This is a genomic window from Natronosporangium hydrolyticum (assembly GCF_016925615.1).
GTDB lineage: Bacteria > Actinomycetota > Actinomycetes > Mycobacteriales > Micromonosporaceae > Natronosporangium > Natronosporangium hydrolyticum.
Map to the genome: position 1 here is coordinate 1,677,715 of NZ_CP070499.1, position 23,927 is coordinate 1,701,641.

General features: G+C 69.0%; 24 protein-coding genes. 18 read left to right on the forward strand and 6 right to left on the reverse strand.

Annotated features, from left to right (window positions below; translation table 11 throughout):
- Window positions 1–32: 32 nt before the first annotated feature.
- From JQS43_RS07525 to JQS43_RS07545, 5 genes are all read left to right on the forward strand, one after another.
- A complete protein-coding gene (locus JQS43_RS07525; protein WP_239678337.1) occupies window positions 33–401 on the forward strand; it encodes a hydrogenase maturation nickel metallochaperone HypA/HybF in 369 nt (122 codons plus the stop codon).
- Window positions 402–407: 6 nt separating this feature from the next.
- A complete protein-coding gene (locus JQS43_RS07530) occupies window positions 408–677 on the forward strand; it encodes a HypC/HybG/HupF family hydrogenase formation chaperone (RefSeq protein ID WP_239678338.1) in 270 nt (89 codons plus the stop codon).
- 35 nt (window positions 678–712) lie between these two features.
- Window positions 713–1,855 (forward strand): hydrogenase formation protein HypD, encoded by a 1,143-nt coding sequence (hypD, locus tag JQS43_RS07535; protein ID WP_239678339.1) that lies wholly within the window; start codon window positions 713–715, stop codon window positions 1,853–1,855.
- Window positions 1,852–3,054: a hydrogenase expression/formation protein HypE gene (gene hypE / locus JQS43_RS07540; RefSeq protein WP_275581049.1), complete on the forward strand. Its 1,203-nt coding sequence runs from the start codon at window positions 1,852–1,854 to the stop codon at window positions 3,052–3,054. Before hypD ends, hypE begins: the two co-directional genes overlap by 4 nt.
- 93 nt (window positions 3,055–3,147) lie before the next feature.
- Window positions 3,148–3,393, forward strand: coding sequence for a hypothetical protein (locus tag JQS43_RS07545; RefSeq protein ID WP_239678340.1), 246 nt, complete (start codon window positions 3,148–3,150; stop codon window positions 3,391–3,393).
- Between the two features lie 11 nt (window positions 3,394–3,404).
- Here JQS43_RS07545 and hypF read toward each other — a convergent pair whose 3' ends face one another.
- Window positions 3,405–5,705 (reverse strand): carbamoyltransferase HypF, encoded by a 2,301-nt coding sequence (gene hypF, locus JQS43_RS07550; RefSeq protein WP_239678341.1) that lies wholly within the window; start codon window positions 5,703–5,705, stop codon window positions 3,405–3,407.
- Between the two features lie 232 nt (window positions 5,706–5,937).
- Between hypF and JQS43_RS07555 the strand changes: the two genes are divergently transcribed.
- A complete protein-coding gene (locus JQS43_RS07555; RefSeq protein ID WP_239678342.1) occupies window positions 5,938–7,425 on the forward strand; it encodes an alanine/glycine:cation symporter family protein in 1,488 nt (495 codons plus the stop codon).
- Window positions 7,426–7,493: 68 nt separating this feature from the next.
- Here JQS43_RS07555 and JQS43_RS07560 read toward each other — a convergent pair whose 3' ends face one another.
- Complete coding sequence (locus JQS43_RS07560) at window positions 7,494–8,105, reverse strand: hypothetical protein (RefSeq protein WP_239678343.1); 612 nt, start codon at window positions 8,103–8,105, stop codon at window positions 7,494–7,496.
- A gap of 120 nt (window positions 8,106–8,225) precedes the next feature.
- Here JQS43_RS07560 and JQS43_RS07565 point away from each other — a divergent pair, with 120 nt between their 5' ends.
- The 3 genes from JQS43_RS07565 (at window position 8,226) to JQS43_RS26255 (ending at window position 10,076) form a co-directional block, all read left to right on the forward strand.
- Complete coding sequence (locus JQS43_RS07565; protein ID WP_239678344.1) at window positions 8,226–8,729, forward strand: DUF6328 family protein; 504 nt, start codon at window positions 8,226–8,228, stop codon at window positions 8,727–8,729.
- A gap of 104 nt (window positions 8,730–8,833) precedes the next feature.
- Window positions 8,834–9,787 carry a sulfite exporter TauE/SafE family protein gene (locus JQS43_RS07570; RefSeq protein ID WP_239678345.1) on the forward strand — a complete coding sequence of 318 codons (954 nt, stop codon included), beginning with the start codon at window positions 8,834–8,836 and terminating at the stop codon, window positions 9,785–9,787.
- Between the two features lie 31 nt (window positions 9,788–9,818).
- Window positions 9,819–10,076, forward strand: a complete 258-nt coding sequence (locus JQS43_RS26255; protein WP_420847683.1) for a DUF4276 family protein — start codon at window positions 9,819–9,821, stop codon at window positions 10,074–10,076.
- A gap of 49 nt (window positions 10,077–10,125) precedes the next feature.
- Here the strand turns inward: JQS43_RS26255 and JQS43_RS07575 are convergent, their stop codons facing one another.
- Window positions 10,126–10,602, reverse strand: coding sequence for a VOC family protein (locus JQS43_RS07575; protein WP_239678346.1), 477 nt, complete (start codon window positions 10,600–10,602; stop codon window positions 10,126–10,128).
- A gap of 82 nt (window positions 10,603–10,684) precedes the next feature.
- On the opposite strand from JQS43_RS07575, the gene JQS43_RS07580 reads away from it, so the two are divergent.
- Genes JQS43_RS07580 through JQS43_RS07595 form a run of 4 tightly spaced genes read left to right on the forward strand, consistent with a single transcriptional unit; the run spans window position 10,685 to window position 14,680 of the window.
- Window positions 10,685–11,452 carry an aldo/keto reductase gene (locus JQS43_RS07580; protein ID WP_239678347.1) on the forward strand — a complete coding sequence of 256 codons (768 nt, stop codon included), beginning with the start codon at window positions 10,685–10,687 and terminating at the stop codon, window positions 11,450–11,452.
- 59 nt (window positions 11,453–11,511) lie between these two features.
- Window positions 11,512–12,897 carry a PQQ-like beta-propeller repeat protein gene (locus JQS43_RS07585; RefSeq protein WP_239678348.1) on the forward strand — a complete coding sequence of 462 codons (1,386 nt, stop codon included), beginning with the start codon at window positions 11,512–11,514 and terminating at the stop codon, window positions 12,895–12,897.
- A 59-nt stretch (window positions 12,898–12,956) separates the two neighbouring features.
- Window positions 12,957–13,628, forward strand: coding sequence for a response regulator transcription factor (locus JQS43_RS07590; protein ID WP_239678349.1), 672 nt, complete (start codon window positions 12,957–12,959; stop codon window positions 13,626–13,628).
- The gene (locus JQS43_RS07595) at window positions 13,625–14,680 is read left to right on the forward strand and encodes a sensor histidine kinase (protein ID WP_239678350.1); all 1,056 of its coding nucleotides are present in this window, start codon (window positions 13,625–13,627) and stop codon (window positions 14,678–14,680) included. The genes JQS43_RS07590 and JQS43_RS07595 overlap by 4 nt, the downstream gene beginning before the upstream one ends.
- 112 nt (window positions 14,681–14,792) lie before the next feature.
- On the opposite strand, the gene JQS43_RS07600 is transcribed toward JQS43_RS07595, so the two are convergent.
- From JQS43_RS07600 to JQS43_RS07610, 3 genes are all read right to left on the reverse strand, one after another.
- Window positions 14,793–16,862, reverse strand: a complete 2,070-nt coding sequence (locus JQS43_RS07600) for a 3-hydroxyacyl-CoA dehydrogenase NAD-binding domain-containing protein (RefSeq protein ID WP_239679352.1) — start codon at window positions 16,860–16,862, stop codon at window positions 14,793–14,795.
- Window positions 16,863–16,926: 64 nt separating this feature from the next.
- Entirely contained in the window at window positions 16,927–18,117 is a 1,191-nt protein-coding gene (locus JQS43_RS07605) for a thiolase family protein (protein ID WP_239678351.1), read from the reverse strand.
- An 88-nt stretch (window positions 18,118–18,205) separates the two neighbouring features.
- Complete coding sequence (locus JQS43_RS07610; RefSeq protein WP_239678352.1) at window positions 18,206–19,024, reverse strand: alpha/beta fold hydrolase; 819 nt, start codon at window positions 19,022–19,024, stop codon at window positions 18,206–18,208.
- Window positions 19,025–19,115: 91 nt separating this feature from the next.
- Here JQS43_RS07610 and JQS43_RS07615 point away from each other — a divergent pair, with 91 nt between their 5' ends.
- The 5 genes from JQS43_RS07615 (at window position 19,116) to JQS43_RS07630 (ending at window position 23,876) form a co-directional block, all read left to right on the forward strand.
- Entirely contained in the window at window positions 19,116–20,072 is a 957-nt protein-coding gene (locus JQS43_RS07615) for an Rpn family recombination-promoting nuclease/putative transposase (RefSeq protein ID WP_239678353.1), read from the forward strand.
- 11 nt (window positions 20,073–20,083) lie between these two features.
- Window positions 20,084–20,191, forward strand: coding sequence for a DUF2399 domain-containing protein (locus JQS43_RS26175; RefSeq protein ID WP_338037159.1), 108 nt, complete (start codon window positions 20,084–20,086; stop codon window positions 20,189–20,191).
- An 11-nt stretch (window positions 20,192–20,202) separates the two neighbouring features.
- Window positions 20,203–21,060 carry a hypothetical protein gene (locus JQS43_RS07620; RefSeq protein WP_239678354.1) on the forward strand — a complete coding sequence of 286 codons (858 nt, stop codon included), beginning with the start codon at window positions 20,203–20,205 and terminating at the stop codon, window positions 21,058–21,060.
- 847 nt (window positions 21,061–21,907) lie between these two features.
- Window positions 21,908–22,648, forward strand: a complete 741-nt coding sequence (locus JQS43_RS07625) for a hypothetical protein (protein ID WP_239678355.1) — start codon at window positions 21,908–21,910, stop codon at window positions 22,646–22,648.
- Window positions 22,649–22,997: 349 nt separating this feature from the next.
- Window positions 22,998–23,876 (forward strand): RNA polymerase sigma-70 factor, encoded by an 879-nt coding sequence (locus tag JQS43_RS07630; RefSeq protein WP_239678356.1) that lies wholly within the window; start codon window positions 22,998–23,000, stop codon window positions 23,874–23,876.
- Window positions 23,877–23,927: the final 51 nt, after the last annotated feature.

Here is a 23,927-nt window from a genome sequence, read left to right on the forward strand (position 1 = left end):
CCATCGGCCAACCATTATGGAGCTGATAGAACGTGCATGAGATTGGCCTGTGCGAAGGCATTGTGGCGGCCGTCCAGCGGCGCGCCGAAGGGCGCGAAGTGACCCGGGTCCGGGTGCGGGCAGGCGTGCTGCTGCGGGTGGTGGAGCCGTCGTTGGCCCAGGCGTTCGCGTTGCTCGCCGCCGGCACCTCGGCCGCGGACGCGGTGGTGGAGCTGGTTCAGGTGCCGGCGGCGGCGACCTGTCCGGACTGTGGCTATAACGGCGAGGTTACCGATTCCCTCGCCACCTGTCCGGAGTGCTTCGAGGGCGGCTTGCGGCTTAGCGGCGGCGACGAGATCGTGCTCGAATCGATCACGCTGGCTTCGGCGGAGACTGCCGAGCCGACACCGGCCAAGGGGTGACCCCGGGTGTGTCTGGGCATCCCCGGCGAGGTGGTCGAGGTGTCGACCGATCATCGGGACCTGGCGACGGTCGACGTCAGCGGGGTACGCCGGCGGATCAACATCGGCCTGCTGGAAGAGCCGCCGCGCCCCGGGGACTGGGTGTTGATCCACGTCGGTTTCGCCATGTCGACGATCGACGAGCAGGAGGCCAGGTCGGCGTTGGACTTCCTGGTCAGCATCGGTGAGGCGTACGAGGAGGAGCTGACGGCGCTGCGTGAGTCGCGGATCGAGTGACCGGGACGGAGAGAGGCGGGGGGACGATGCGGTTCGTGGACGAATACCGCGACGCGGACCGGGCCCGAGCGCTGGCGGCGAAGATCGCTGAGCTGTGCGAGCCGGGTCGGGAGTACAAGTTCATGGAGGTGTGTGGCGGGCACACCCACACCATCTACAAACATGGTCTGGAGGATTACCTGCCGGAGCAGGTCACGCTCGTGCATGGGCCGGGCTGTCCGGTCTGCGTGATCCCGATGGGCCGGATCGACGACGCGATCCACCTGGCGGAACGACCGGAAGTGATCATGACGTCGTTCGGCGACATGATGCGGGTGCCGGGTGGGCGGGGCTCGTTCCTGGACGCGAAGGCCGCGGGGGCGGAGATCCGGATGGTCTACTCTCCACTCGACGCGCTGAAGATCGCCCGGAGCAACCCGGACCGGCGGGTGGTCTTCATGGCGATCGGGTTCGAGACCACCGCACCCGCCACCGCGATGACCGTGCTGCGGGCCGCCGCCGAAGGGATCCCGAACTTCTCGGTCTTCTGCAACCACGTGACGATCATCCCGGCGCTCAAGGCGATCCTCGACTCGCCGGATCTCCGGCTGGACGGCTTCATCGGCCCCGGCCACGTCTCCACGGTGATCGGCTGCCGGCCGTACGAGTTCATCTGTCGTGACTACCAGAAGCCGCTGGTGGTCGCGGGATTTGAACCGCTGGACATCCTGCAATCGGTCTATATGCTGTTGCGGCAGCTCGCTGACGGCCGGGTGGCGGTGGAGAACCAGTACGGCCGGGTGGTGCCGGAGCTGGGCAACCCAGTAGCGCTGCGGGCGATCCAGCAGGTGATGGAGCTGCGCCCGTACTTCGAATGGCGAGGGCTGGGGTCGATCTCGCACTCGGCGCTGCGGATGCGGCCCGAGTACGACAGCTTCGACGCCGAGCAGTGGAGCGAGCTGCCCGGGCTGCGTGTCGCCGACCCGAAGGCGTGCCAGTGCGGGGAGGTGCTCAAGGGCGTATTGAAACCCTGGGAGTGCAAGGTGTTCGGCACCGCCTGCACGCCCGAGACTCCGATCGGCACCTGCATGGTCTCCTCGGAGGGGGCCTGCGCGGCGTACTACAACTTCGGCCGGTTCACCCGGCAACGCGTCAAGGAGGCGACGATGACGGCAGCTATGGAGAGCGGGGCGGTGTGACCGAGCATTCCACAGAAGCGGCACCGGTCACGGCGGCATGGGCGGAGCAGGCGCTACGTGAACACGCCGAACCGGAACTCACCGAAGTAGACGCACCGCCGGTGCCGCCAGTGGTGGGGGCGCCGACCTTGAGCCGGGAACAGCAGGTGCTGGCGCGGATCGACCGGGCCCGCCGGCGCCGGCCCCGGGTAACCGAGGACCGGATCACACTGGCCCACGGGGCCGGCGGCAAGGCGACTCAGACCCTGGTCGAGGCGGTTTTCCTCGCCCAGTTCGACAACCCGGCGCTGGCCGAGCTCGCCGACGCGGCGTCGCTGTCGGTCGACGGTGCCAAGCTGGCGTTCACCACCGACTCGTACGTGGTGTCCCCGCTGTTCTTTCCGGGCGGTGACATCGGCGAACTGGCGGTCAACGGCACCGTCAACGATCTGGCGGTCTGTGGTGCGCAGCCGCTCTACCTGTCGGCCGGGTTCGTCCTGGAGGAGGGATTCCCGCTGGCGGACCTGCGGCGGATCGTGGCCTCGATGAGCTCCGCCGCCGCGGCCGCCGGGGTGCAGCTGGTCACCGGCGACACCAAAGTGGTGCAACGGGGCAAGGCCGATGGTTGCTACATCACCACCTCGGGCCTTGGCCGCTGCCCGGCCGGGCGCCGGCTGGGCGTCGGTGAGTTGCGAGCCGGGGACGCGGTGCTGGTCTCGGGCCCGATCGGAGAGCACGGCGTCACCGTCCTGCTCGCCCGAGGCGAGTTGGAGATCGACGCGGAGCTGCGGTCGGACACCACCGCCCTGAACCAGCTGACCGAAGGGCTGCTCAACTCGGGGGCGACGGTGCGGGTGATGCGGGACGCCACCCGGGGCGGGGTCGCGACGGTGCTCAACGAGCTGGCCGCGGCGGCGGGCCTGGCAGTGGTGCTCGACGAGCCGGCCATTCCGGTGCATCCGGCGGTACGCGGGGCGGGGGAGCTGCTCGGCATCGATCCGCTCTATCTGGCGTGCGAGGGGCGGCTGGTCGCCGTGGTGGACCGGGCCGGCGTGGACTCGGCGCTGGCGGCGATGCGGGCGCGGCCGGAGGGCGAGCAGGCCGCGGTGATCGGCCAGGTCGCCGCCGACCCACCGGGGCTGGTGCTACTCAAGACCGAGTTCGGCGGTACCCGGATCGTGGACGTGCTGGTAGGTGATCCGTTGCCGCGGATCTGCTGAAACCCGAACGGGTCTCGGGCGAACTCCCACATCGTGGCGCTGGCGGCAGTAGATTACGGGTAGCCCCCGGTGGCGCGAGCCAGAGGAGCTGACATGCCAGGACGACGCGGGCGGGAGCGGCGGATCTCCCGGATCGAACGGCGCGGAGTGCCCTCGACCGACACGAGCGCGCGGTCGGCACGGGGGGTGGGGATCAGCTACTCGCCGCAGGGCAATGCCCGAGCGGTGAACCACAGCGAGCGGCGCCGTCGGCGGGACCGGGAACAGGTCGGGATCGCGCCACCCCGGCCGATTCATCCGGAGAGCCCGCGGCTGATCACCGGGGACCAGGCCGGCTGAGCCCGACCAGGTCAGTCGGCGCGGTCCTGGGCAGCGGCGATCGCCGCCTGCCCCAGGCTGACCCCACCGTCGTTGGGTGGGACGGCGGTGTGGGTCAGCACCCGAAAGTCGGCGGCGGCCAGCCGGTCCACGAGCCGGGCGAGCAGCAGTTCGTTCTGGAAGACGCCACCGGAGAGCGCCACGGTCGTCAGCCCGGTGCGTTCCCGCAGCCGCAGGCAGGCGGTGGCCAGGCCGGCGGCGAGGCCGTTGTGGAAGCGGGCGGCGATCACCGGCGGCGGCACCGCGCGGCGCAGTTCGTCGGCGACGGCCCGGATCAGATCCGCCCCCCGTAGCCGCAGCGGCGCCCCGGTGCCGGGCTCGTCGAGCCGCATCGGGTAATCACCCAGCTCGGCCGGGTCGGCCAGCTGCTCCAGCTCGATCGCGGCCTGGCCCTCATAGCTGATCTGGTCCCGGAGACCGAGGATCGCCGCGGCGGCATCGAAGAGCCGGCCCGCGCTGGACGTCGATGGGGCGGCGCTGCCGCCGCCGCGGGCCAGCCGGCGGACCTGCGGCCAGCTGGTGGCGTGCCGGGTCAACACCGGCAGATCCGGGGGCGGCGCACCGTCATAGGCCAGGTCCAGATATGACACCGCCATCCGCCACGGCTGCCGGATCGCGCTCATCCCGCCGGGCAGCGGCGCCGGGCAGAGCAGCCCCACCCGCTGAAACTCCACCAGGTCGGCGACGAGCAGCTCACCGCCCCAGAGCGTGCCATCGGGGCCGTAGCCGGTGCCGTCCAGCGCGACCCCGAGCACCGGCCCGGTCTCCTGGTTGTCCACCAGGCAGGCGGCGATGTGGGCGTGGTGGTGCTGCACCGGCACCAGCTCGGCCCCGGCGAGTCCGTCGTTGGGCAGCTCCCGGGCGTACCGGGTGGACAGGTAGTCCGGATGCAGGTCGTGGGCGATGAGTAATGGGGTGAGCCCTAGCAGTCGCTGAAACGCCGCGACCCCGTCTCGGTACGCGACCAGGGTGGAGTAGTCCCGTAAGTCTCCGATGTGCGCCGAGAGGAACGCCGCTTCTCCGTCGGCGAGACAGAAGGTGTTCTTGAGCTCGGCCCCGCACCCCAGCACCGGCCGGCGCGCCGCTCGGGGCAACCGGATCGGATTCGGCACGTAGCCGCGGGAACGCCGCAGCAGCTGCGGGGTCCCCCGGAAGGTCCGGGCCACCGAGTCGTCGGCCCGGAACTGGATCGGGCGGTCGTGGGTCAGGAAGGCGTCGGCCACGGTGGCGAGCGCCCGCCGTGCTGGCTCGTCCTGGTAGGCGATCGGCTCGTCGCTGCGGTTGCCGCTGGTGAGCACGATCGGCCCGGCGGTCTCCTGTAGCAGCAGGTGGTGCACGGGGGTGTAGGGCAGCAGCAGCCCCAGCCGGCGGTCGCCGGGGGCGACGTTGCTGGCGAGCATGAGGTCGTCCCTTCGCCGCAGCAGGACGATCGGTCGGGCGGGGGAGCGGAGCAGCTGCTCGTCGCCGCTGGCGAGGTGGCACAGCTCGGCGGCGGCGACGAGGTCGGGAACCATCACCGCGAACGGCTTCTCGTCCCGGTGTTTCCGGGTCCGCAGCTCGGCGACGGCCGGCTCCTGTCGGCCGTCGACCGCGAGGTGGTAGCCACCGAGCCCTTTCACCGCGACCACCCGCCCGGCGCGTAGCAGCGCCGCGGCGGCCGCCACCGGCTCGCCCGGCAACGCCGCCCCGGTGGCGTCGCACAGCGTCAGTCGCGGCCCGCACGCCGGGCAGCAGACCGGCTGTGCGTGGAAGCGTCGATCGCCCGGATCGTCGTACTCCTGGTGGCAACCTGGGCAGAGCGGAAAGCCGGCCATGGTCGTTTGCGGACGGTCGTACGGAGTGCCGGTCACGATGGTGAAGCGGGGGCCGCAGTCGGTGCAGCTGATGAACGGGTGCCGGTGTCGGCGGTCGGCCGGGTCGGTGAGTTCCCGCAGGCAGTCCGGGCAGGTGGCGACATCGGGCGGAATCCGGCTGCGGCGCCGCGGGTCGGCGCGGCTGGCGGCGATCTGGAAGGTAGTCGCTCCGGCCGGCGGCTGGTTGGTCACCGTGATCCGGTCTACCAGCGCCAGCGGCGGGTGTTCGTGTTGAAGTCGGCTCAGGAACTCGGTCACCGCGGCCTGGTCGCCCTCGACGTCGACGAAGACCCCGGTGCTGTCGTTGCCGACCTGCCCCCCGAGTCCGAGCGCGGTGGCGAGGCCGTGGACGAAGGGGCGGAACCCCACCCCCTGTACCAGCCCTTCGACCTGCGCCCGTACCCGTTTACGCTGCGACATCGCCTGATTGTCGAGCGTGCCCCCCGGCGGTCCGCAGTGACGTGCCCGAGTCGATGGTGGGGGTAACCCGTCTCGGGGACATCGGTGTGGGTCCGGTAGGTCACATCGGCGAGGCGGTTGGGTAACCGGGCCCGTTCGCCACTGCTAAATCTCTCGATCGGGTGTAGTCTGCCGGCGGCGCGGTGTCCTGGGGAGCGTTCGGTCGTGGACGTTTCTAGGAGGGAGACGGCACATGTTCGACTGGGTCGGTCGGACCCTGGATGGGATCGAGGAGGGGCTGGCGAGCGCCTCCGATTTCATCTGGGGCCCCTGGCTGCTGATCCCGTTACTGCTGCTGACCGGGGTTTACCTGACCGGGATGCTGCGCGGGGTGCAGTTCACCAAGCTGGGGTACGCGCTGTGGCTGGCGCTGATCAAGCGCAAGGAGCCTGGCGCCGCCGGCGATATCAGCCACTACCAGGCGTTGACCGTGGCGCTGGCGGCCACCGTCGGCGTCGGCAACATCGCCGGGGTGGGCACCGCGATCGCGCTGGGTGGCCCGGGCGCGCTGTTCTGGATGTGGATCACCGGTCTGGTGGGGATGGCCACCAAGTACGCCGAGGCGTTCCTAGGGGTGAAGTACCGCCGGCTGGACGCCAAGGGTGAGCAGAGCGGTGGCCCGCAGTATTACCTCAGCGAGGGGTTGCGGCGCCACTTCGGACCGGGCATGGCCCGGTTCGGCACCGTGCTGGCGGTCCTGTTCGCGGTCTTCGGCGCGATCGCCGCGTTCGGGATCGGCAATATGGTCCAGTCCAACAGCGTCGCCGACGCGCTGCACACCGAGTGGAGCGTGGCGCCGTGGCTGACCGGTCTGGTGCTGATGCTGGTGGCGGCGCTGGTGATCCTCGGTGGGATCAAGATGATCGGCCGGTTCACCGCCGCCTTCGTGCCGTTCATGGCGATCTTCTACATCCTCGGCGCGACCGTGGTGCTGGTGCTCAACGCCGATCAGCTGCCGGGAGCGCTACAGACCATCTTCAACGACGCCTTCACCGGCACCGCGGCGGTCGGTGGCTTCGTGGGGGCCGGGTTCCTGGCGGCGTTGCGCTGGGGGGTCGCCCGGGGCATCTTCTCCAACGAGTCCGGGTTGGGGACCGGTGGGATCGCCGCTGCCGCGGCGAAGACCACTCACGAGGTACGCCAGGCGTTGGTGTCGATGACCCAGACGTTCCTGGACACCCTGGTGGTGGTCAGCTTTACCGGGCTGACGATCGTGGTCACCGGCGCCTGGCAGCATGTGGATGCCGCCGGGGACGCGCTGACCGGCGCTTCGCTGACCGCTGGTGCGTTCCGGGAGGGCCTGCCCGGTGATCAGGGCGGCATCATCGTCTCGCTGGGTGTGGTGTTCTTCGCCTTCTCGACGCTGCTCGGGTGGGCGTACTACGGCGAGCGGTGTCTGGAGCGGCTGTTCGGGGTGCGTCCGATCGGGGCGTACCGGGTGGTCTTCTGCCTGGCGATCTTCGCGGGCGCGGTCTTCGAGCTGGGGTTGGTCTGGACCTTCGCCGATGTGCTCAACGGACTGATGGCGCTGCCCAACCTGATCGGCTTGATCCTGCTGTCGGTGCTGGTGGCGAAGGGGACCCGCGCGTTCTTCGAACGCCCCGACTGGAAGTCGGTGACCGAGGGCCGGGCCGATCCGGACGATCCGGATGCCCCGCGGGAACGGCTGGAACCGGTCTAGGACCCGGATGCCCCGGTGAGCATGAGCGCGGCGGCGTGCCGCTGCTCATGCTCGCCGGGGTGGCGGGCTCAGCCGCTCGGCGAGTAGAGCCAGGGCTCCGGCAGATCGAGGTAGCGCAGGTCGGCGTAGAGGTCCGAGTCGGCGCTGAAGAGGTCAGCGAGCTCGGGCGGCGGCGATTTGCGCTCGCCCGTCCGGGCCTCGGCCTCCGACGTGAAGTAGACCGCCTCGGTGAACCGGGCGGCGTCGCCGTGGTGTGCGATGAGCCCGCCGATGATGTCGGGCCGGTAGCTGCGTACCCCGTCCTCGTGCCGCTTGGTGAGCGCCACCAGCTGCGCCGGGTCGCTGGAACGGCCCTGCAGGATCTGGACGAAGCCGGCCTGGTCCGAGCCGCCCTGCAGGAAGGTGTCGACGTCGGTGCAGTCGTGGAAGGTGGCGCTGCCGAGGAACAGCTTCGACGTCTCCATCCACCATTGGTGCTGCTCGGGCCGATGGCTGTTGCGCTGCGCCGCCTCCGGCGACTCAAATCGCACCAGCGCGATGAACTCGTCGTCGGCGGTCACTCCGGCGGTGGTGCCGAGCCAGCCTTCGGCTCCGGGTGCGAGGTCGCGGGCCCAGCTCTGCATAGCGTCGTACATCTCGTCCCGATCCGAGATGTGCCCGTGGATGACCTGTACGAACATGGTGATCCCCCCTTGCCGGCGAACGCGGATGGGTCGCCGGTCCCACTACCGAAGGTACGTCGAAAGTCACCCTCTGTCATTGGTGGTGAGGGCCTTCTGGTGCGGTGGCACGCTGGAGGGATGACCGAGCCGGTAGAGCCACCCGATCTCACAGCGTCGACCGGCCCGGCCGGAGAGACCGACCTGCAGCGCTGGCAGCGCAACTTCAACGAGCTGTTGCAGGAGCTGCGAGTCGCTCAGACCGGGGTGCAGATCCTCTTCGCGTTCCTGTTGATCCTGGCGTTCACCCCGGGGTTCGCGGCCGACGCCGACGCTTTCGCCCGTTCCGCCTACCTGGTGGCGCTGTTGTCGGCCACCGCCGCCGCGGCGCTGATCATCGCCCCGGTCGCGTACCACCGGGTGTTGTTCCGCCGCGGACACAAGCCCGAGCTAGTCGTCTACGCGCACCGGATGGCGTTCGGCGGGCTGATGATGGTGCTGGTGTCGATCGTCAGCGCGCTGCTGCTCGCTACCGATGTGGTGTTACCGCGCGTGGTGGCGGTGCTGGTCAGCGCCGCCGCGGGCATCGGGTTCGTGCTGCTCTGGGCGGTCTTTCCGTTCCTGCGTCGCCGTGCCGGCGACTGACCGCCGGAACGCCGCCGTACCACGAAGTGAAATTGGCCTTTACCCGTCGGAGCGGCTACGTCTACCATTCCTACCTGTTAAGTAGGAATGGCGGGGGGTGGAGCATGCCGGCGCTGCTGCTGCTCGGACTGGTCGGATTCGGCGCGCAGATGATCAATTCGGCGCTGGGCATGGGCTACGGCGTCACCTCCACCACCTTCCTGCTCACCCTGGGCACCGCCCCGGCGCTCGCCTCCGCCACCGTGAACTTCTCGCAGGTCGGCTCCCAGTTCGTGTCCGGGCTCGCGCACTGGCGGTTCGGCAACGTCGACTGGCAGGTGGTGTGGCGGATCGCGATCCCCGGGGCGGTGGGCGCGTTCGCTGGCGCCACCTTCCTCAGCTGGCTCGCCACCGAGCATGCCCGCCCGATCATGTCCGGCATCCTGCTCGGGCTCGGCACCTACATCCTGATCCGCTTCACCCTGCGCGGCACCCCCCGCGGCAAGCTCGGCAAACCGCTGCGATCCCGGTTTCTCACCCCGCTCGGGCTGGTCGGCGGGTTCATGAACTCCACCGGCGGTGGCGGCTGGGGGCCGGTCGGCACCACCGCCCTACTCGCCAGCGGCCGGCTGGAGCCCCGCAAGGTGATCGGCTCCATCAGCGCCGCCGAGTTCGCGGTGGTGGTCGCGGGCAGCGCCGGCTTCCTGGTCGGGCTCGGGCTGGGCGGGGTCAATCTCGCCTGGGTGGCGGTGATGCTGCTCGGCGGGGTGCTGGCGGCCCCGATCGCGGCCTGGCTGGCCCGGCACATCCCGCCCCGAATGCTCGGCTCGCTCACCGGCGGGTTGATCGTGGTGACGAACGTGCGGACGCTCTTCGTCACCGAGACGATCGCCGCCCCGCCGGTGGTCCGGGCCACCACCTACCTCGTGCTGGCGTTGCTGTGGGCCGGCGCGGTCGGCTGGTCGGCGCGAGCGCACCGGCTGACCCAGCGGGCCGAGCAGGCCCAGCGGGCCGCCGAGGCTGCGGCGACTCCTGCCGGCTCACCCGCCCCGGTGGGCGGCGGTCAGCCACCCAGCTGACCGGTGGTTGAATCCGGCCCGGCTCACCGCCATGCGTTCCCCGCCGACGCTCCCGGAATGCAGAACCGCGTCCCGTCTGCACCACGTCGTGACCTCGGCCGGGGGCCCGGAACTCGTCAACGATGGCGTCGACACGGCGCCGTCCAAACGGATTAGCGCGGCACTCCCGAGATACAGCAAGACGATTGACGGCCCGCTGTGTATCCAGGAGTTGGGATTGGCGAAGTTGCGGGCGACCTGCCCCCACCTCGACGCCTGGCTCACTGAACTTGAGCGGCGGGTGGGGTGACTGAGCCGGCGGTGGTGGCCCCGGTAGCTCAGTCACCACCGCCCGGTAATCAGGCGCCTTCGTAGGCCCGGGTCAGCTCGGGCAGGTCGAGCTTGCGCATCTGCAGCATCGCCTGCATCACCCGCCCCGCCCGGGCCGGGTCCGGGTCGGCCAGCATCGTCGGCAGCGCCTCCGGGACGATCTGCCACGAGACCCCGTACCGGTCCTTCAGCCAGCCACAGAGGCTCTCCTCGCCGCCGTCGGCGATGAACCGGTCCCAGAAGTGGTCCACCTCCGCCTGGTCGCGGCAGTTCACGTGGAGCGAGATCGCCTCGGAGAACGCGCGGTCGCCGCCACCGTTGAGGGCGAAGAAGCGCTGCCCCGCTAGCTCGAAGGTGACCAGCAGCGCGGAGCCGGGTTCACCAGGACCGGCCTCTCCCGTCCGCTGGACCGCCACGATCCGGGCGTCTTCGAAGAGCGAACAGTAGTAGTTGGCCGCCGCTTCCGCCTGGTGGTCGAACCACAGGCAGGTCGTGATCTGTTGCATGGGTGGTGCTCCCTTCGAATCGTTGCTACTGGTACATCGGAGCAGCGGGCGCGAGGTCGACGGCTCGGGGAGAATCGGCGGCATGGGCAATGAGAACGTGACGCTCGCCGGCGGGGTGACGATGCCGATGGTGGGGTTCGGCACCTGGCAGATCCGTGGCGAACCGGCCTATCAGGCGGTCTCGTACGCGTTGGCGGTCGGTTACCGGCATCTCGACACCGCCACCATGTACGGCAACGAGGCGGAGGTGGGGCGCGCGGTACGCGACAGTGGCCTGCCCCGGGAAGATGTCTTCCTTACCACCAAATTACAGCCGAGCGACGCCGGTCGGGAGCGGCGCGTGCTGGATGCGAGCCTGCGCGCGCTGGGCACCGACTACCTCGACCTGTGGTTGATCCACGCCCCGCCGATCGAGCAGGACGGGGTGCCGACCTGGCGAGAGTTTTTGGCGCTGCGCGACGAAGGGTTGGTCCGGTCGATCGGGGTCAGCAACTACGACGTCGATCAGCTCGACCTGCTGGCGACGGCGACCGGTGAGCTGCCGGCGGTCAACCAGGTGCCGTGGAGCCCGGCCCGCCACGACCCGTACGTGCTCGACGAGCATCGGGAGCGGGCGGTGGTGTTGGAGGGCTACAGCCCGCTCAAAGGCACTCGGCTGTCGGACCCGGTGCTGCGGGAGATCTCCGAGCGGCGCGGGGTCACCCCGGCTCAGGTGGTGTTGCGGTGGCACCTGGAGCACGGGATTCCGGTGATCCCGAAGTCCGCTACCCCGGAGCGGATCGCCAGCAACTTCGACCTGTGGGGCTTCGAGCTCTCCGATGAGGAGCTGTCCCGGATCGACGCGTTGTAGGGCGTCGGTAGGCGCTCGGTATCCTGAGCGGGCCTGCCGCCCGAGCGCCTGGAGCCATTGTGGTGAAGCCCCACCCCGAGCCCTCGATCGATCTTGGCGACCTCTCGGTCGGCGCTGATTACCACAGTGGAGGTTCTCGGCCGGCCTGGTCGCGGCAGTTGCGGACCGGTTGGCAGCGGCACCGGCGCTGGCTGGCGCCGCTGTTGGTGCTGGCGTTGGTGCTCGGGCTCGGCGGCGAGGTGGGCCAGTTTCACGGCGCGCGACTTACCGTGGTGGACCTGCCGGGAGAGGCGTCGGGCGGCCTGCAAGTGGTGGACGGGCGGTTGCTGGTCGAGCATGACTCCGGCCACCTGACCGCGTACCACCTAGACAGCGGAGAGCGGGACTGGCAGATCACCGGAGGGCGTGGGCTGTTCCCGACCACCGACGGGCGGATGTTGGTGGACCCCGCGAGCTCCGTCGGGCTGGAGCCTGCGACCGGGCAGGTGCGCTGGTCCCGTCCAGGTCTGGAGCTAGTGCCCGGCATCGACCACGCGCTGTCGCTTAGCGGCTATCAGCGCAGCCTCGGGGAGCATGGGGAGCCGATCGCACATGAACTGGTCGGCGTCGACCTGGTCACCGGCGAGGAGCTGTGGGAGGCAGACGTCCCGGCGGGGGCGTACGCGTGGCTGTTGGCGGAGCCGCCGTTGGTGGTGACTATCTCCCAGGACCGGGAGTTGGCGCTGCGGGACCCGGCGACCGGGGAGCTACAGGGCCGCGGCGCGGTGGTATCGGCCGAGCTGCTCGGCTATAGCTGGCCGGCGGTGGCGGCAGAGTCGTTGGTGCTGCTGCAGCGGACCGATTGCCCGGATGACGGGGCGAGCCCGGGCCCGCCACTTCGCTGCGCAACGGTGCGTGGCTACCCGCTGGACACCCTGCGGCAGAGCTGGGAGCGGCCGGCGGGACTGTTCTCCCGGATGGAGCCCTGTGGGCCGGTGCTCTGCCTGCATACGGTGCCGGGCCCGGCGGAGGCGCCGCCAGCGGCTGATGACGCGTCGGCGCCTGTTGCGGGAGGGCACCGCACGCTCGGGCTCGACCCGGCGACCGGGGAGCCGGCGTGGGAGCTGGCCCACAGCGGGTTCGTCGCCCCGGTCGGCGACTGGTTGCTGGTGCAATTGCCCGGCGGTCGGGAGTTGGCGCTGCACGATCCGGCGACCGGGGAGCCGGTGGTGGAGCTGGCGGGCTGGCAGTGGCAGCCGCTACTCGCCGGAGACTTGCGCGGTCGGGCGGCGGGCCATGGCCTGGCGTTGGTCCGTGGCGAGGAACCACGGGTGGCGACGTTGAACCTCACTACGCTGGAGCTGGTGGTGCATGAGATGGTGACCGGCGAGCCCGAGCGGTGTGAGAGCTTCCCGGGCGGGCTGGCGTGCCAGTATGGCCAGCAGCTGTGGGTGTGGCGCTGGTAACTCGCATCGACGTCATGATCAACGTCACTGCGCGGCCGGGCCTGCGCTAGGTTATGGCCATGCGAGTGCTGGTTGTAGAGGACGAACGCAACCTGGCCGATGCGATCGCGCGGGGCCTGCGGCGGCAGGGGATGGCGGTCGACGTTGCTTACGACGGCGACACCGGTCACGAAATGTCGTATGTGACCCGGTATGATGTGGTCGTTCTGGACCGGGACTTACCCGGCAAACACGGCGACGAGATCTGCGCCGAGCTTGCGGCGTCCGGCGCCCTCACCCGGGTGTTGATGCTGACCGCCGCGGACAGCGTCGATGAGCGGGTGGCCGGGCTGCAGTTGGGCGCCGACGACTACCTGCCGAAACCGTTCGCCTTCAACGAGCTGGCGGCCCGGGTGCGGGCGCTGGGCCGGCGGGCGACGCCTCCGGCACCGCCGGTGTTCACCGTCGCCGACTTGGTGCTCGATCCCGCCAAGCGCAGCGTCAGCCGCGCCGGCACGCCGGTCGAGCTGACCCGTAAAGAGTTCGGGGTGCTGGAAGCGCTGCTGTCGGCGCGCGGTGGGGTGGTCTCCAGCGAGGAGCTACTGGAGCGGGTGTGGGACGCCAACGCCGACCCGTTCACGACCACGGTCCGGGTGACGGTCCGGACATTGCGTCGTAAGCTCGGTGACCCGCCACTGATCGAGACGGTGGTCGGCTCCGGCTACCGGGTCGCCCGGGACGCTGCCGGATGAGCAGCCGCTGGCTGCGCCGTGTGCCGCTGCGTCCCACACTGCGGCTGCGGCTGATTCTGCTCAACGGGGCGCTGCTCTTCGGCTCAGGGTTGTTGCTCGGGGCACTGGCTTCGCTGCGTTGGGAACAGCCCACCGGTCTGCTTACGGTAGGACTGCCGTCGCTGCTGCTGGTCACCCTGCTGGGGATGGGCATGGCGTGGCTACTTGTCGGGCGGGCGTTGCGACCGCTGCACCGGGTCACCGCCACCGCGCAACGGCTCGGTGAAGAGAACCTCGACGAACGGATCCGGTACGCCGGCGCCCACGACGAGGTCGCGGAGCTGGCCGGCACCTTCGACGCGATGCTGGACCGGCTGGCGGAGTCGTTCGAGAGCCAGAAACGGTTCGTCGCCAACGCCTCCCACGAGCTGCGTACCCCGCTGGCGGTGATGCGGACCGAGGTCGACGTGACTCTCGACGATCCCGATGCTGACCTGGGCGAGTACCGGCGGATGGCGCGGGTGGTGCGCGACGCCTCGGAGCGCGCCAACAGTCTGGTCGAGGCGCTGCTGGTGCTCGCCCGCAGCGAGGCCCAGTCCGGGCGGCGGCTGGTCCGCAAGGTGGAGACGGACCTGGCCGACGGCGCCGCCGCGGCGCTGTCGGCCATCGACCGCGAAGCGAAGCGGCTCAGCCTGCACATCTCCACCACGCTCGATCCGGCCCCGGTGGTCGGCGATCCGAGCCTGCTGGAACGGCTCGCCGGCAACCTGCTTGAGAACGGTGTCCGCTACAACCATCTCCACGGTCAATTGTGGGTGGAGACCGGGGCCGACCCGGAATATGCCTGGCTGGTGGTCGCGAACACCGGCTTCGAAGTGGCGCAGGCGGACGTGCCCGGCCTGTTCGAACCGTTCCGTCGGGGTGGCCGGGAGCGGACCGGCGCCCGCGGCGCGGGGCTCGGGCTGGCGATCGTACGGGCGGTCTGTGACGCCCACGGTGGCACGGTGAGCGCGGTGGCGCTCGACGAGGGCGGGCTGGAGGTCACCATCCGGCTGCCCGTAGCCTCCGCTTGACCCTCCCGGCCCTCTTGGTTGGCTGGGGAGGGATCAAGCGCCCGGAAAAGTCCGACATTCCGGTGCGCAAGATCCCTCCCCAGCCAACCAAGTTGGGCTACTCGGGTCGGGTCTACTCAGGCACGCTCGCGACCCCCGGCGGCAGGAACCGGCCACCGTTGACCCGCTCCGACACTCCGGCACGGTCCAGGTAAGGAGTAATCCCGCCCAGGTGGAACGGCCAGCCGGCGCCCAGGATTAGGCACAGGTCGATGTCGCGCGGGTCGGAGACCACCTGCTCGTCGAGCATCAACTGGATCTCCTGCGCCAGGGCGGCCAGCGCCCGGTCGCGTACCTGTTCGCCGGTACGCGGGTCGTCGCCGGTCTTGAGCTTTGCAACCAGCTCCGGGTCGAGCGAGCCGTCCTCGGTGAGTAGCGTGGTGGCGCCGCTCTCCGCGAGCCGGGCCAAGTTTTCGCTAACCCCGAACCGGTCCGGGAAGGCATCGTGCATAATCTGTGCGATGTGGTGGGTCACCCCGGTGCCCACCAGCTCCAACAGTCGCAGTGGCCGCATCGGCAGGCCCAGCGGGTCCAGTGCGGTGTCCGCCACCGCCACCGGAGTGCCGTGGTCGATCGCGTCGAAGACCTCACCGAGGAACCGGAACAGCAACCGGTTGACCACGAACGCGGGCGCGTCCCCCACCAGCACACAGGACTTCTTGAGTTGCTTGCCGACCGAAAGCGCAGTGGCCAGGGTGGCATCGTCGGTAGTCCCGCCGCGTACCACCTCCAGCAGCGGCATCACCGCGACCGGGTTGAAGAAGTGGAAACCGACCACCCGCTCCGGGTGCTTCAAGCCGGCGGCCATGTCGGTCACCGACAGCGACGAGGTGTTGGTAGCCAGGATGCACTCGGGGCTGACGATCTCTTCTAGCTCGGCGAAGATCCGCTGCTTCAGCGAGAGCTCCTCGAAGACCGCCTCCACCACGAAGTCTGCCTTCGCGTACGCCTCGGTCTTGTCCACCGTGCCGGAGACCAAGCTGCGTAGCTTCGCCGCCTTACCCTCGTCGAGCCGCCCCTTGGCCCGCAGCTTGTCAATCTCGCCCTCAACGTAGGACAGACCTTTGTCGACTCGGTCCTGGTCGATATCGGTCATCACCACCGGCACCTCCAGCCGGCGGGCGAAGAGCAGCGCCAGCTGGCTGGCCATCAACCCGGCGCCGACGACGCCGACCTTGCTGACATCGCGGGCCAGCTTCCGGTCCGGGGCCCCGGCGGGTCGCTTGGCCCGTCGCTGGACCAGGTCGAAGGCGTAGACGCCGCTGCGTAGCTCGTCGCTCATGACCAGGTCGGCCAGGGCCTCGTCCTCGGCTGCGGCACCCTCGGTGAACGAGGTGTCCTTCGCCGCCGCCAACAGCTCCAACGCCCGGTACGGTGCCGGTGCGGCCTGGTGGAGCCGCTCGTCGAGCTGCTGCCGGGCGAAGGCCACCACCCCGTCCCAGGCGTCCGGGTCGATCTCCGGGCGGGATACGGCGACGTCACCGCGGACGACGCCGGCCGCCCACTCCAGGGAGCGCTCCAGGAAGTCGGCGGGCTCGAGCAATACGTCGGCGATGCCCAGCTCGGCGGCCTTGTCGGCGCGGAGCATCCGGTTCTGCTGCAACGGGTTCTGGATCACCACCTGGGCGGCGCCGATGATGCCGATCAGGTTCGGTAGCAGCTGGGTGCCGCCCCAGGCTGGTACCAGGCCGAGCATCACCTCGGGTAGCGCCAGCGCCCGCGCGCCACCGGAGAGGGTGCGGTAGTGGCAGTGCAGCGCCAGCTCCAGCCCGCCGCCCATCGCGGCGCCGTTGATAAAGGCGAAGGTCGGTACCGGCGAGTCCCGGAGCCGCCCGAACACCCGATGGCCGAGCTGCCCCAGCTCCAACGCCTGCTCCCGGCTGCGGATCAGCGGCATCCCGTTCAGATCAGCGCCGACGCTGAAGATGTACGGCTTGCCGGTGACCGCGATGAACGCGGGGTCGGCGGCGAGCGCCTCCTCGATCGCCTGCTCCAGGCTGGCCAACCCGGCCGGCCCGAGGGTGCTCGGCTTGGTGTGGTCGTGGCCATTGTCCAATGTGATCAGGGCTGCCGGCTTGGCGAGCCCGGGTACGGTCACCTGCCGCAGCAGCGCGTTGGTGACGACTTCTTCTGCGAACTCCACGTCACTCACTGCAGTTCCTTCCTTGCTTCGCGGCTGCGGTCCTCGCACGGTGCGGTGTTCGCGCTCACTGGCCCTCCCAGTGCGGGTTCTCCCAGATCACGGTGCCGCCCATGCCGATGCCGATACACATCGCGGTCAGCCCGTACCGCACCTGCGGCCGTTCCGCGAAGTGCCGGGCCAGCTGGGTCATCAGCCGGACCCCGGAGGCGGCGAGCGGGTGGCCGACCGCGATCGCGCCGCCCCACGGGTTGACCCGCGGGTCGTCGTCGTCGATGCCGAAGTGGTCGAGGAAGGCGAGCACCTGCACCGCGAACGCCTCATTCAGCTCGAACAGGCCGATGTCGTCGATGGACAGTCCCGCCAGTCGCAGCGCCTTCTCGGTCGAGGGGACCGGGCCGAAGCCCATCACCTCCGGCTCCACCCCGGCGAACCCGTACGAGACGAGCCGCATCGCCACCGGCAGGTCGAGTTCGCGGGCGACCTCCTCGGCGGTGACCAGGCAGGCGGTGGCGCCGTCGTTGAGTCCGGCGGCGTTGCCGGCGGTCACCTTGCCGTGCGGGCGGAACGGAGTCTTCAACCCAGCAAGGGCGGGCAGCGAGGTCTCCCGCGGCGCCTCGTCGACCCCGGCCAGACCCCAGCCGGCCTCGGCGTTGCGGGTCGCGATCGTTACCAGGTCGGGCTGTAGCTTGCCGTCGGCGTACGCCTTGGCGGTGCGCTCCTGGGAGGCGAGCGCGAAGGCGTCCGAGCGTTGCTTGCTGATGTGCGGCAGCCGGTCGTGGAGATTCTCCGCGGTCGCGCCCATCACCAGCGCTGACGGGTCGACCAGCTGCTCGGCGAGGATCCGAGGGTTGGGGTCGACCCCCTCACCCATCGGATGCCGGCCCATGTGCTCGACGCCGCCGGCGAACGCGGCGTCGTAGGCCCCCATGGCGATGCCGCCGGCGACGGTGGTGACCGCGGTCATCGCGCCGGCGCACATTCGGTCGATGGCGAAGCCCGGCACCGACTTGGGCAGTCCGGCCAGCAACGCGGCGGTCCGGCCGATGGTCAGGCCCTGGTCGCCGATTTGGGTGGTGGCGGCGATGGCGACCTCGTCGACCCGCTCGGGCGGTAGCTGCGGATTTCGTCGTAGCAGCTCCCGTAGACAGCGGATGACCAGGTCATCGGCTCGGGTCTCGGCGTACATCCCGCCGGCTTTGCCGAACGGGGTACGGACGCCGTCGACAAATACGACATCCCGGGCGGTTCGTGGCACTGCGCGCCTCCTCTAGCTGGGGCGTGGACCTTCTTGCCACCATGCTACCCGTCAGTAACCTCGGCGGGGCGCCACCGGGCCGACCGGGTCACGGGATATCGGCCAGGAAGCGACGGACCTGTCCGTCGAAGACGGTCGGCGACTCGAAGTAGCTCTCGTGGCCCAGGCCGGGAAGCACCACGAGCTGGGCATCGGGGATCGAGGCGAAGAGCTGCTCGGCGATCGCCAGCGGTGACCGCTCGTCAAGGCTGCCGTAGAGCAGCAGGGTGGGCACCTCGATCAGCGGCAGGACATCGCGTAGGTCCGCCTCCGCGAAACCGTGTGCCATGACCCGGGTCGCCGCCGGCCGGATGTCGGACATGATCTGAGCCAGGTACGCCGCTTGGTCGTCCGACATCGCTGAAGAGAACAACCCAGGCACCGACTCGGGTGAGAACCGTCCATGCGACAGCTGTTGCGCCACCGCGAGCGCCGCGTGTCGACGTTGCTCGACGGCCTCCGGGGGGAGCGAGCCGGCCCATCCGGCGTACCCGCCAGCGAGCAGCAGGGAGCTGGGCAGCGACGGGTGGCGGCGGTAGAGCTCCAGCGCGAGCCCGGCGCCGAACGAGTGGCCCAGGATATGCGGCCTGGTCAATCCCAGCGCGGCGACGAGCTCCGCCAGGCGGTCGGCGTACTCGGGCAGGCGGAACGTCTCCGGTGGGTCGGCGGAGCCGCCGCAGCCGGGGGCGTCCCACGCCACCACGGTGAACTCGTCGGACAGGTCCGCCAGCTGGGCGTGCCACACCCGGCTGTCGCAGAGCGCCCCGTGCAGCAGCACCAACGGTGGCCCGGCGCCCACCCGGCGGAAGGCGATCCGCAAGCCGCCCACCACTGCGTACTCCAGGTCCGGCAGCGGGGACCAGCTCATCTCTCCAGCCTAACCTCGAGGCGGGCGCTGGCTGGCTCGGATGGCATCTCGCAAGGCAGTGATGTCGGTGGCTGCCGGTAGGTTGCCGAGCATGTCGGCTGAGTCGAGTCCTCACGACGCGGTGTTCCGGCGGATGCTGAGCAAGCCCGCCAACGCCGCCTCACAACTTCGTGCGTTGCTGCCCGCCGAACTCTCCGAGAAGCTGGATCTTGGCCGGCTGGCGCTGCATCCGGGCAGCTTTGTGGACCCTACCCTGCGGTGGCGCCACACCGACCTCCTGTTCACCGCCCCGTTGGCCGGCCACGACGCCTACATCTACCTCCTCATCGAGCACCAGAGCAGCAGCGACAAGCTCATGCCGTTGCGGATGCTGCGCTACATCATGCGGATCTGGGACAAGCACCTCGACGCGAACCCCAAGGCCGATCGGCTGCCGGCGGTTATCCCGCTGGTGGTCCACCACAACCGTCGCGCCTGGCACGCCCCCAGAGACCTGTCCGACCTGATCGACCTCGACCCCGACACCGCCAAAGCCGCCAGCGAATACCTCCCCCAACTGCGGTTTCTGCTCGACGATCTTACGGTGGTGGATGAGGCGGCACTGCGGGCGCGGCCGGTCACCGCGCCGCTGCGGCTGACCCTGCTGTTGCTAAAGATCGCCCCGGGCAATCCCGGTCTGGCCGAGGATCTGCGGCGGTGGTCCGATCAACTGGCGGAGGTGCTGCGCCGGCCCGGCGGCTGGGACGATTTCGTCTGCCTGCTCAGCTATATTCAGAGGGTAGGTGAGTTACCCGCTGACGAGCTGCATGACCTGGTCGCCGAGCTGGGACCCACCGCAGAGGAGGCGTTCATGACCATCGCGGAACAACTGGAGGCCCGGGGCGAGGCCCGGGGGCGGGCCGAGGCGCTGGCGGAGTTCCTGGCCGCCAGGTTCGGGCCGTTGCCGCAGCACGTGCGGGACCGTCTCGACGCCGCCACCCTCGACCAGCTCAAGACCTGGACCGGTCGGATCGCCACCGCCGACACACTCGCGCAGGCCTTGGACTAGTCGTCACCGAGGTGCCGTGGGATCTGGAGCTGGCGGAGGCGTTGCGTACCTCCGGGCTGGCCGTACCTGAGGAGCGAGTGGTGGAGCTGCTATTCGCGGACCTGGCAGGCACAGCGTAAGGTCAGCGGTCGTGGCGGTCGTGATTGATGGTCAGGCGTTCGGCGACTCGCTACCGGTCGAGGTGCGGCAGGCGGCGGATGCGCTGCAGCGGGCCGGTGCGGTGGGTGAGGTCGAGTCGGTCAACGGCGGGGCTCAGGCGGCGGTACGCGAGGAGCGGGGAGCTTTCCTGCCGTGGGTGGGTGTGGTCGACCAGGAGTTGACCCGTGAGTGCGACTGCCCGGCGCCGCCTGGCGACTGGTGCGGGCACGCGGCAGCGGTAGCGCTGGTGGCGATCGAGTCAGAGATCCGATGGTCCGGCGATGCGAGCCCACCCAGCACCATCGAGGTGTCTGATGAGTACGCGCACTACCTGGCCGCGGTGGCGCGGGTCCCGCCGCGACAGTTGGCGGAGCTGGTGGCCGCGCAGGCGGTCGCGGGCCGCCAGTTCGCGGTGGACCTTCTTGCGGCGGCGGGGATGCTCGGGGCGCCCGACCGCGCCGCGTTCGACCGGTTCGCGGAGGTGGTGTCGGCCGCCGCCGACGTGACCGGTAGGCGCCGTTGGGAGATCCGGGACATCGAACTCGCGGGGCAACAGTTGGTGGACGAGGCGCAGATCCTCGGTTCGTATCCGGCGACCCCTGAGGCGTTGGAGCTGATCGAGGAGGCGTTGCTGGTCTGGGATGAGCTGGCAGGCTTCCTGATCGACGCCTACTACCTGCGAAACATCGACCCGGACGAGATCAGCGGGCCGCTGGTCGGCGTCCATGCCGACCTCTGCGACCGGCTGGGCATGGACGCCTACGAGGTGGCCAAGCGCCGGGACGATCTGATCAGACGCTGCGACCACGACACGGTCGACCCGGCTGCCTACCGCGAGCTTCTCCAGTGAGCTCCCAAACCCCTGCTCACTCCGTTGTGCCTTCGGACGGGTGGGAGTTGACTCGGGCTATCAGGACCGACGCTGGGATGTTCGGGGTCTGGCAGCCCGAGCACTTCGTAGGTGTGGCCAGCTTGGACGAATGGGAAAGCGAGGTGTCCGACGACGTTGCGCTTCTCCGTCACATCGAGGTAGGAGTGTTCGTTCCGATCAACATCGGGGAGGTGGTGCTTATCAATTCACCGTCCGATATGGGGACCCTTCCGGCGGCCTGACGGAGCGCGAAAGCCGGCACCGACTGGTTTCGTCGAAGCCATATTTGCTGATCGCTAAGGGGCGGACTGCACTTGGTGGGCTAGAGGCTGTGGGTCAATATTCGGGCATAGATTCCGTGGCGCTGCCTACGGGCCTGGGGCGCTACGCCGTTACCATCCACTTGATCGATTGGAAGGCTGAGTCTGGCGCTGCTGATCCAGATGGGAAGCCAACGACGAACGCGCTGTCGGATTTCGTTATTGAGGTCTCCCTCGAGTCCGGGAATAAAGAGTATCGCCTACTCTTGGCTACATTCGATCAACCGTAGATATCGGGTCTTCGAGGTTAATACGGCGGCCCGACTTCATTTTAGCGGTTCGCGAGAGACTGCCGGCTTCACAATGTTCTTTGAGGAGGGCGGCTTCTCCGCAAGCTGGATGTCACGAGGCGTAAATGGCCGAAATCACGGCAACCGCTAGCGCCTGTAGGCGCCAGGCAGTCGATTGAAACTGAAGTGCTCGTAGGTGGTCTTCGGGTTCCCGAGCTCTTGCCCGACCATATATAGCAGCTAGCTGCGCAGGCTTAAGCCATGGGAGGGAGAATTGTGCAGATCGGTCTAGTGGACGTCTACGCCAATCATGGAGTTCTCGTTATCGGGAATAAACTGGACCTCGATACCGATGTGACTCTCCAAGGTGCGGCTGCCGTATCTTCCTCCCATGTCCTGCTGGCAACCCGCGGACAGGCCGGTCTGGTGAGGGTTCGCCTGTGGAACGGTATTGGACCTCGCGTCGGCACCGAGGTCGTTGTAGCTAAATTGGAGCTTTCAAGTCAGTATCTATTCGTCTTCGATATTGAGAAGGTTGGCATGCATTCCTTCGCTGCCGGAGACTTGGGAACAACCCCGATCAGAGTCTCGGTCGATGATCCGGGGCTTGCCTCTCGCGTGGATGTTCTGATCGGTGAGGTGCATGAAGAGAGAGAACTTACAAGTGTGGCAGGCCACCCCCTCTTCTCGGTGGCAGTCGCCTCTGGCGTGGAGATGGAAGTAGCCGACGAATTGGATCTCATCCTGTCGGGGCACGACTTGCCGTTGAATCGGCTGGCCGCTGCTATCAAGCTGATTTTTGTTTCTCCTGCGTCCCGGCCCGCTATTCTAGATTCACGACTTGGTCAAGTGGTTGAATGGAGTAGGTGGCTTACTCCTCAGCAATCTGTTGACCGCAGCCATGAACTCGGGAGATTCCTGCGTTCTGGAATTGCGAGCCTGCATGAGCCGGCGCAAGATGTTGAGGTGATTAGTTTGGCCGAGAGGGCCCTCGCGAAGTCCGTTTTCAGTCGATAGGTCACGGCCGGTTTCAAGATCATGAAAGATCTCGGTACGTGGACTAGTCGCGCAGAAGCCTGGCGATACAGTCTGCCGAGTCACGATCTCGGCGCGATGTTAGGAGCTGATTGCAACGTAGTCCCGCGGCATCGCTGTGCACCGGTGCTCACGGCGCTCGCCCGCGAGATCGTCACGATCGTGGTGGCGGGCGTCGACCGCGAGGTCACCTTCTGACGGTTACGCTGGGGAGCATCCGACCTTTCCGGAGCTGGACGGAGGGTGTGTCAGTTATGTCCGTTTCCCTGTCTTTCGGCGGCCCTCTTCGCCTGCCCCAGCGGGGACCGAGGGTGACGGTCGGGAGCTGGTCATGGGTGTGACCCAGGAGCGGCTGGAGCGGTTCGAGGCAAACCGTGGGCGCCTGTTCGGGGTGGCCTACCGGATGCTGGGGGAGGCGTCCGAGGCGGAAGATGTGGTGCAGGACGCGTACCTGCGCTGGGAGCGGAGCGACAGTGCGGTCTCCCCGGAGGCGTGGCTGACCAAAGTGGTGACGAACCTGTGCCTGGACCGGCTCACTTCCGCGCGGGCGCGCCGGGAGCAGTATGTGGGACCCTGGTTGCCCGAGCCGGTGGCGACCAGCGACGGTGCGCTCGGCCCGTTGGAGACCGTGGAGCAGCGGGAGTCGTTGTCGCTGGGGATGCTGGCGCTGCTGGAGCGGCTCACCCCGCCGGAGCGGGCGGTGTTCGTCTTGCGGGAGGCGTTCGGGCACAGCCACCGTGAGATCGCCGAGATCCTTGAGGTAACGGAGCCGCACGTCCGCCAGCTGTACCGGCGGGCGCAGCAACACATCACCGCGGAGCGGCCGCGGTTCGCCGCCACGTCGGAGCAGCGCCAGCAGCTCCTGGAGCAGTTCATACGGGCCGCGTTGGACGGTGACGTGCCGGCGCTGGAGCGGATGCTCGCCGAGGATGTGGTCGCCTGGGCCGACGGCGGCGGCAAGGCGCCAGCGGCGCGGCGCCCGGTGGTCGGCCGGGATCGGGTCGTGCGTGGCTTGCTGGGCGTGAGCGAACTCCGGCAGCGGCTCCGGTTCGAGCTCGACGTGGTAAATGGCGAGCCCGCCGTCGTGGTCTACCTGGACGACCGCCTGACCGCGATCACCCTTCCGGAGTTCGACGGCGACCGCATCGTCGCCATCCGCAGTGTCACTAATCCCGACAAGCTCGCCTTCATCAGCAACCAGAAAATGTGACCTCCTCCTCGCCCGGGGTTGTCACGGATCGCCGTCGTGCCCCGTTCACTC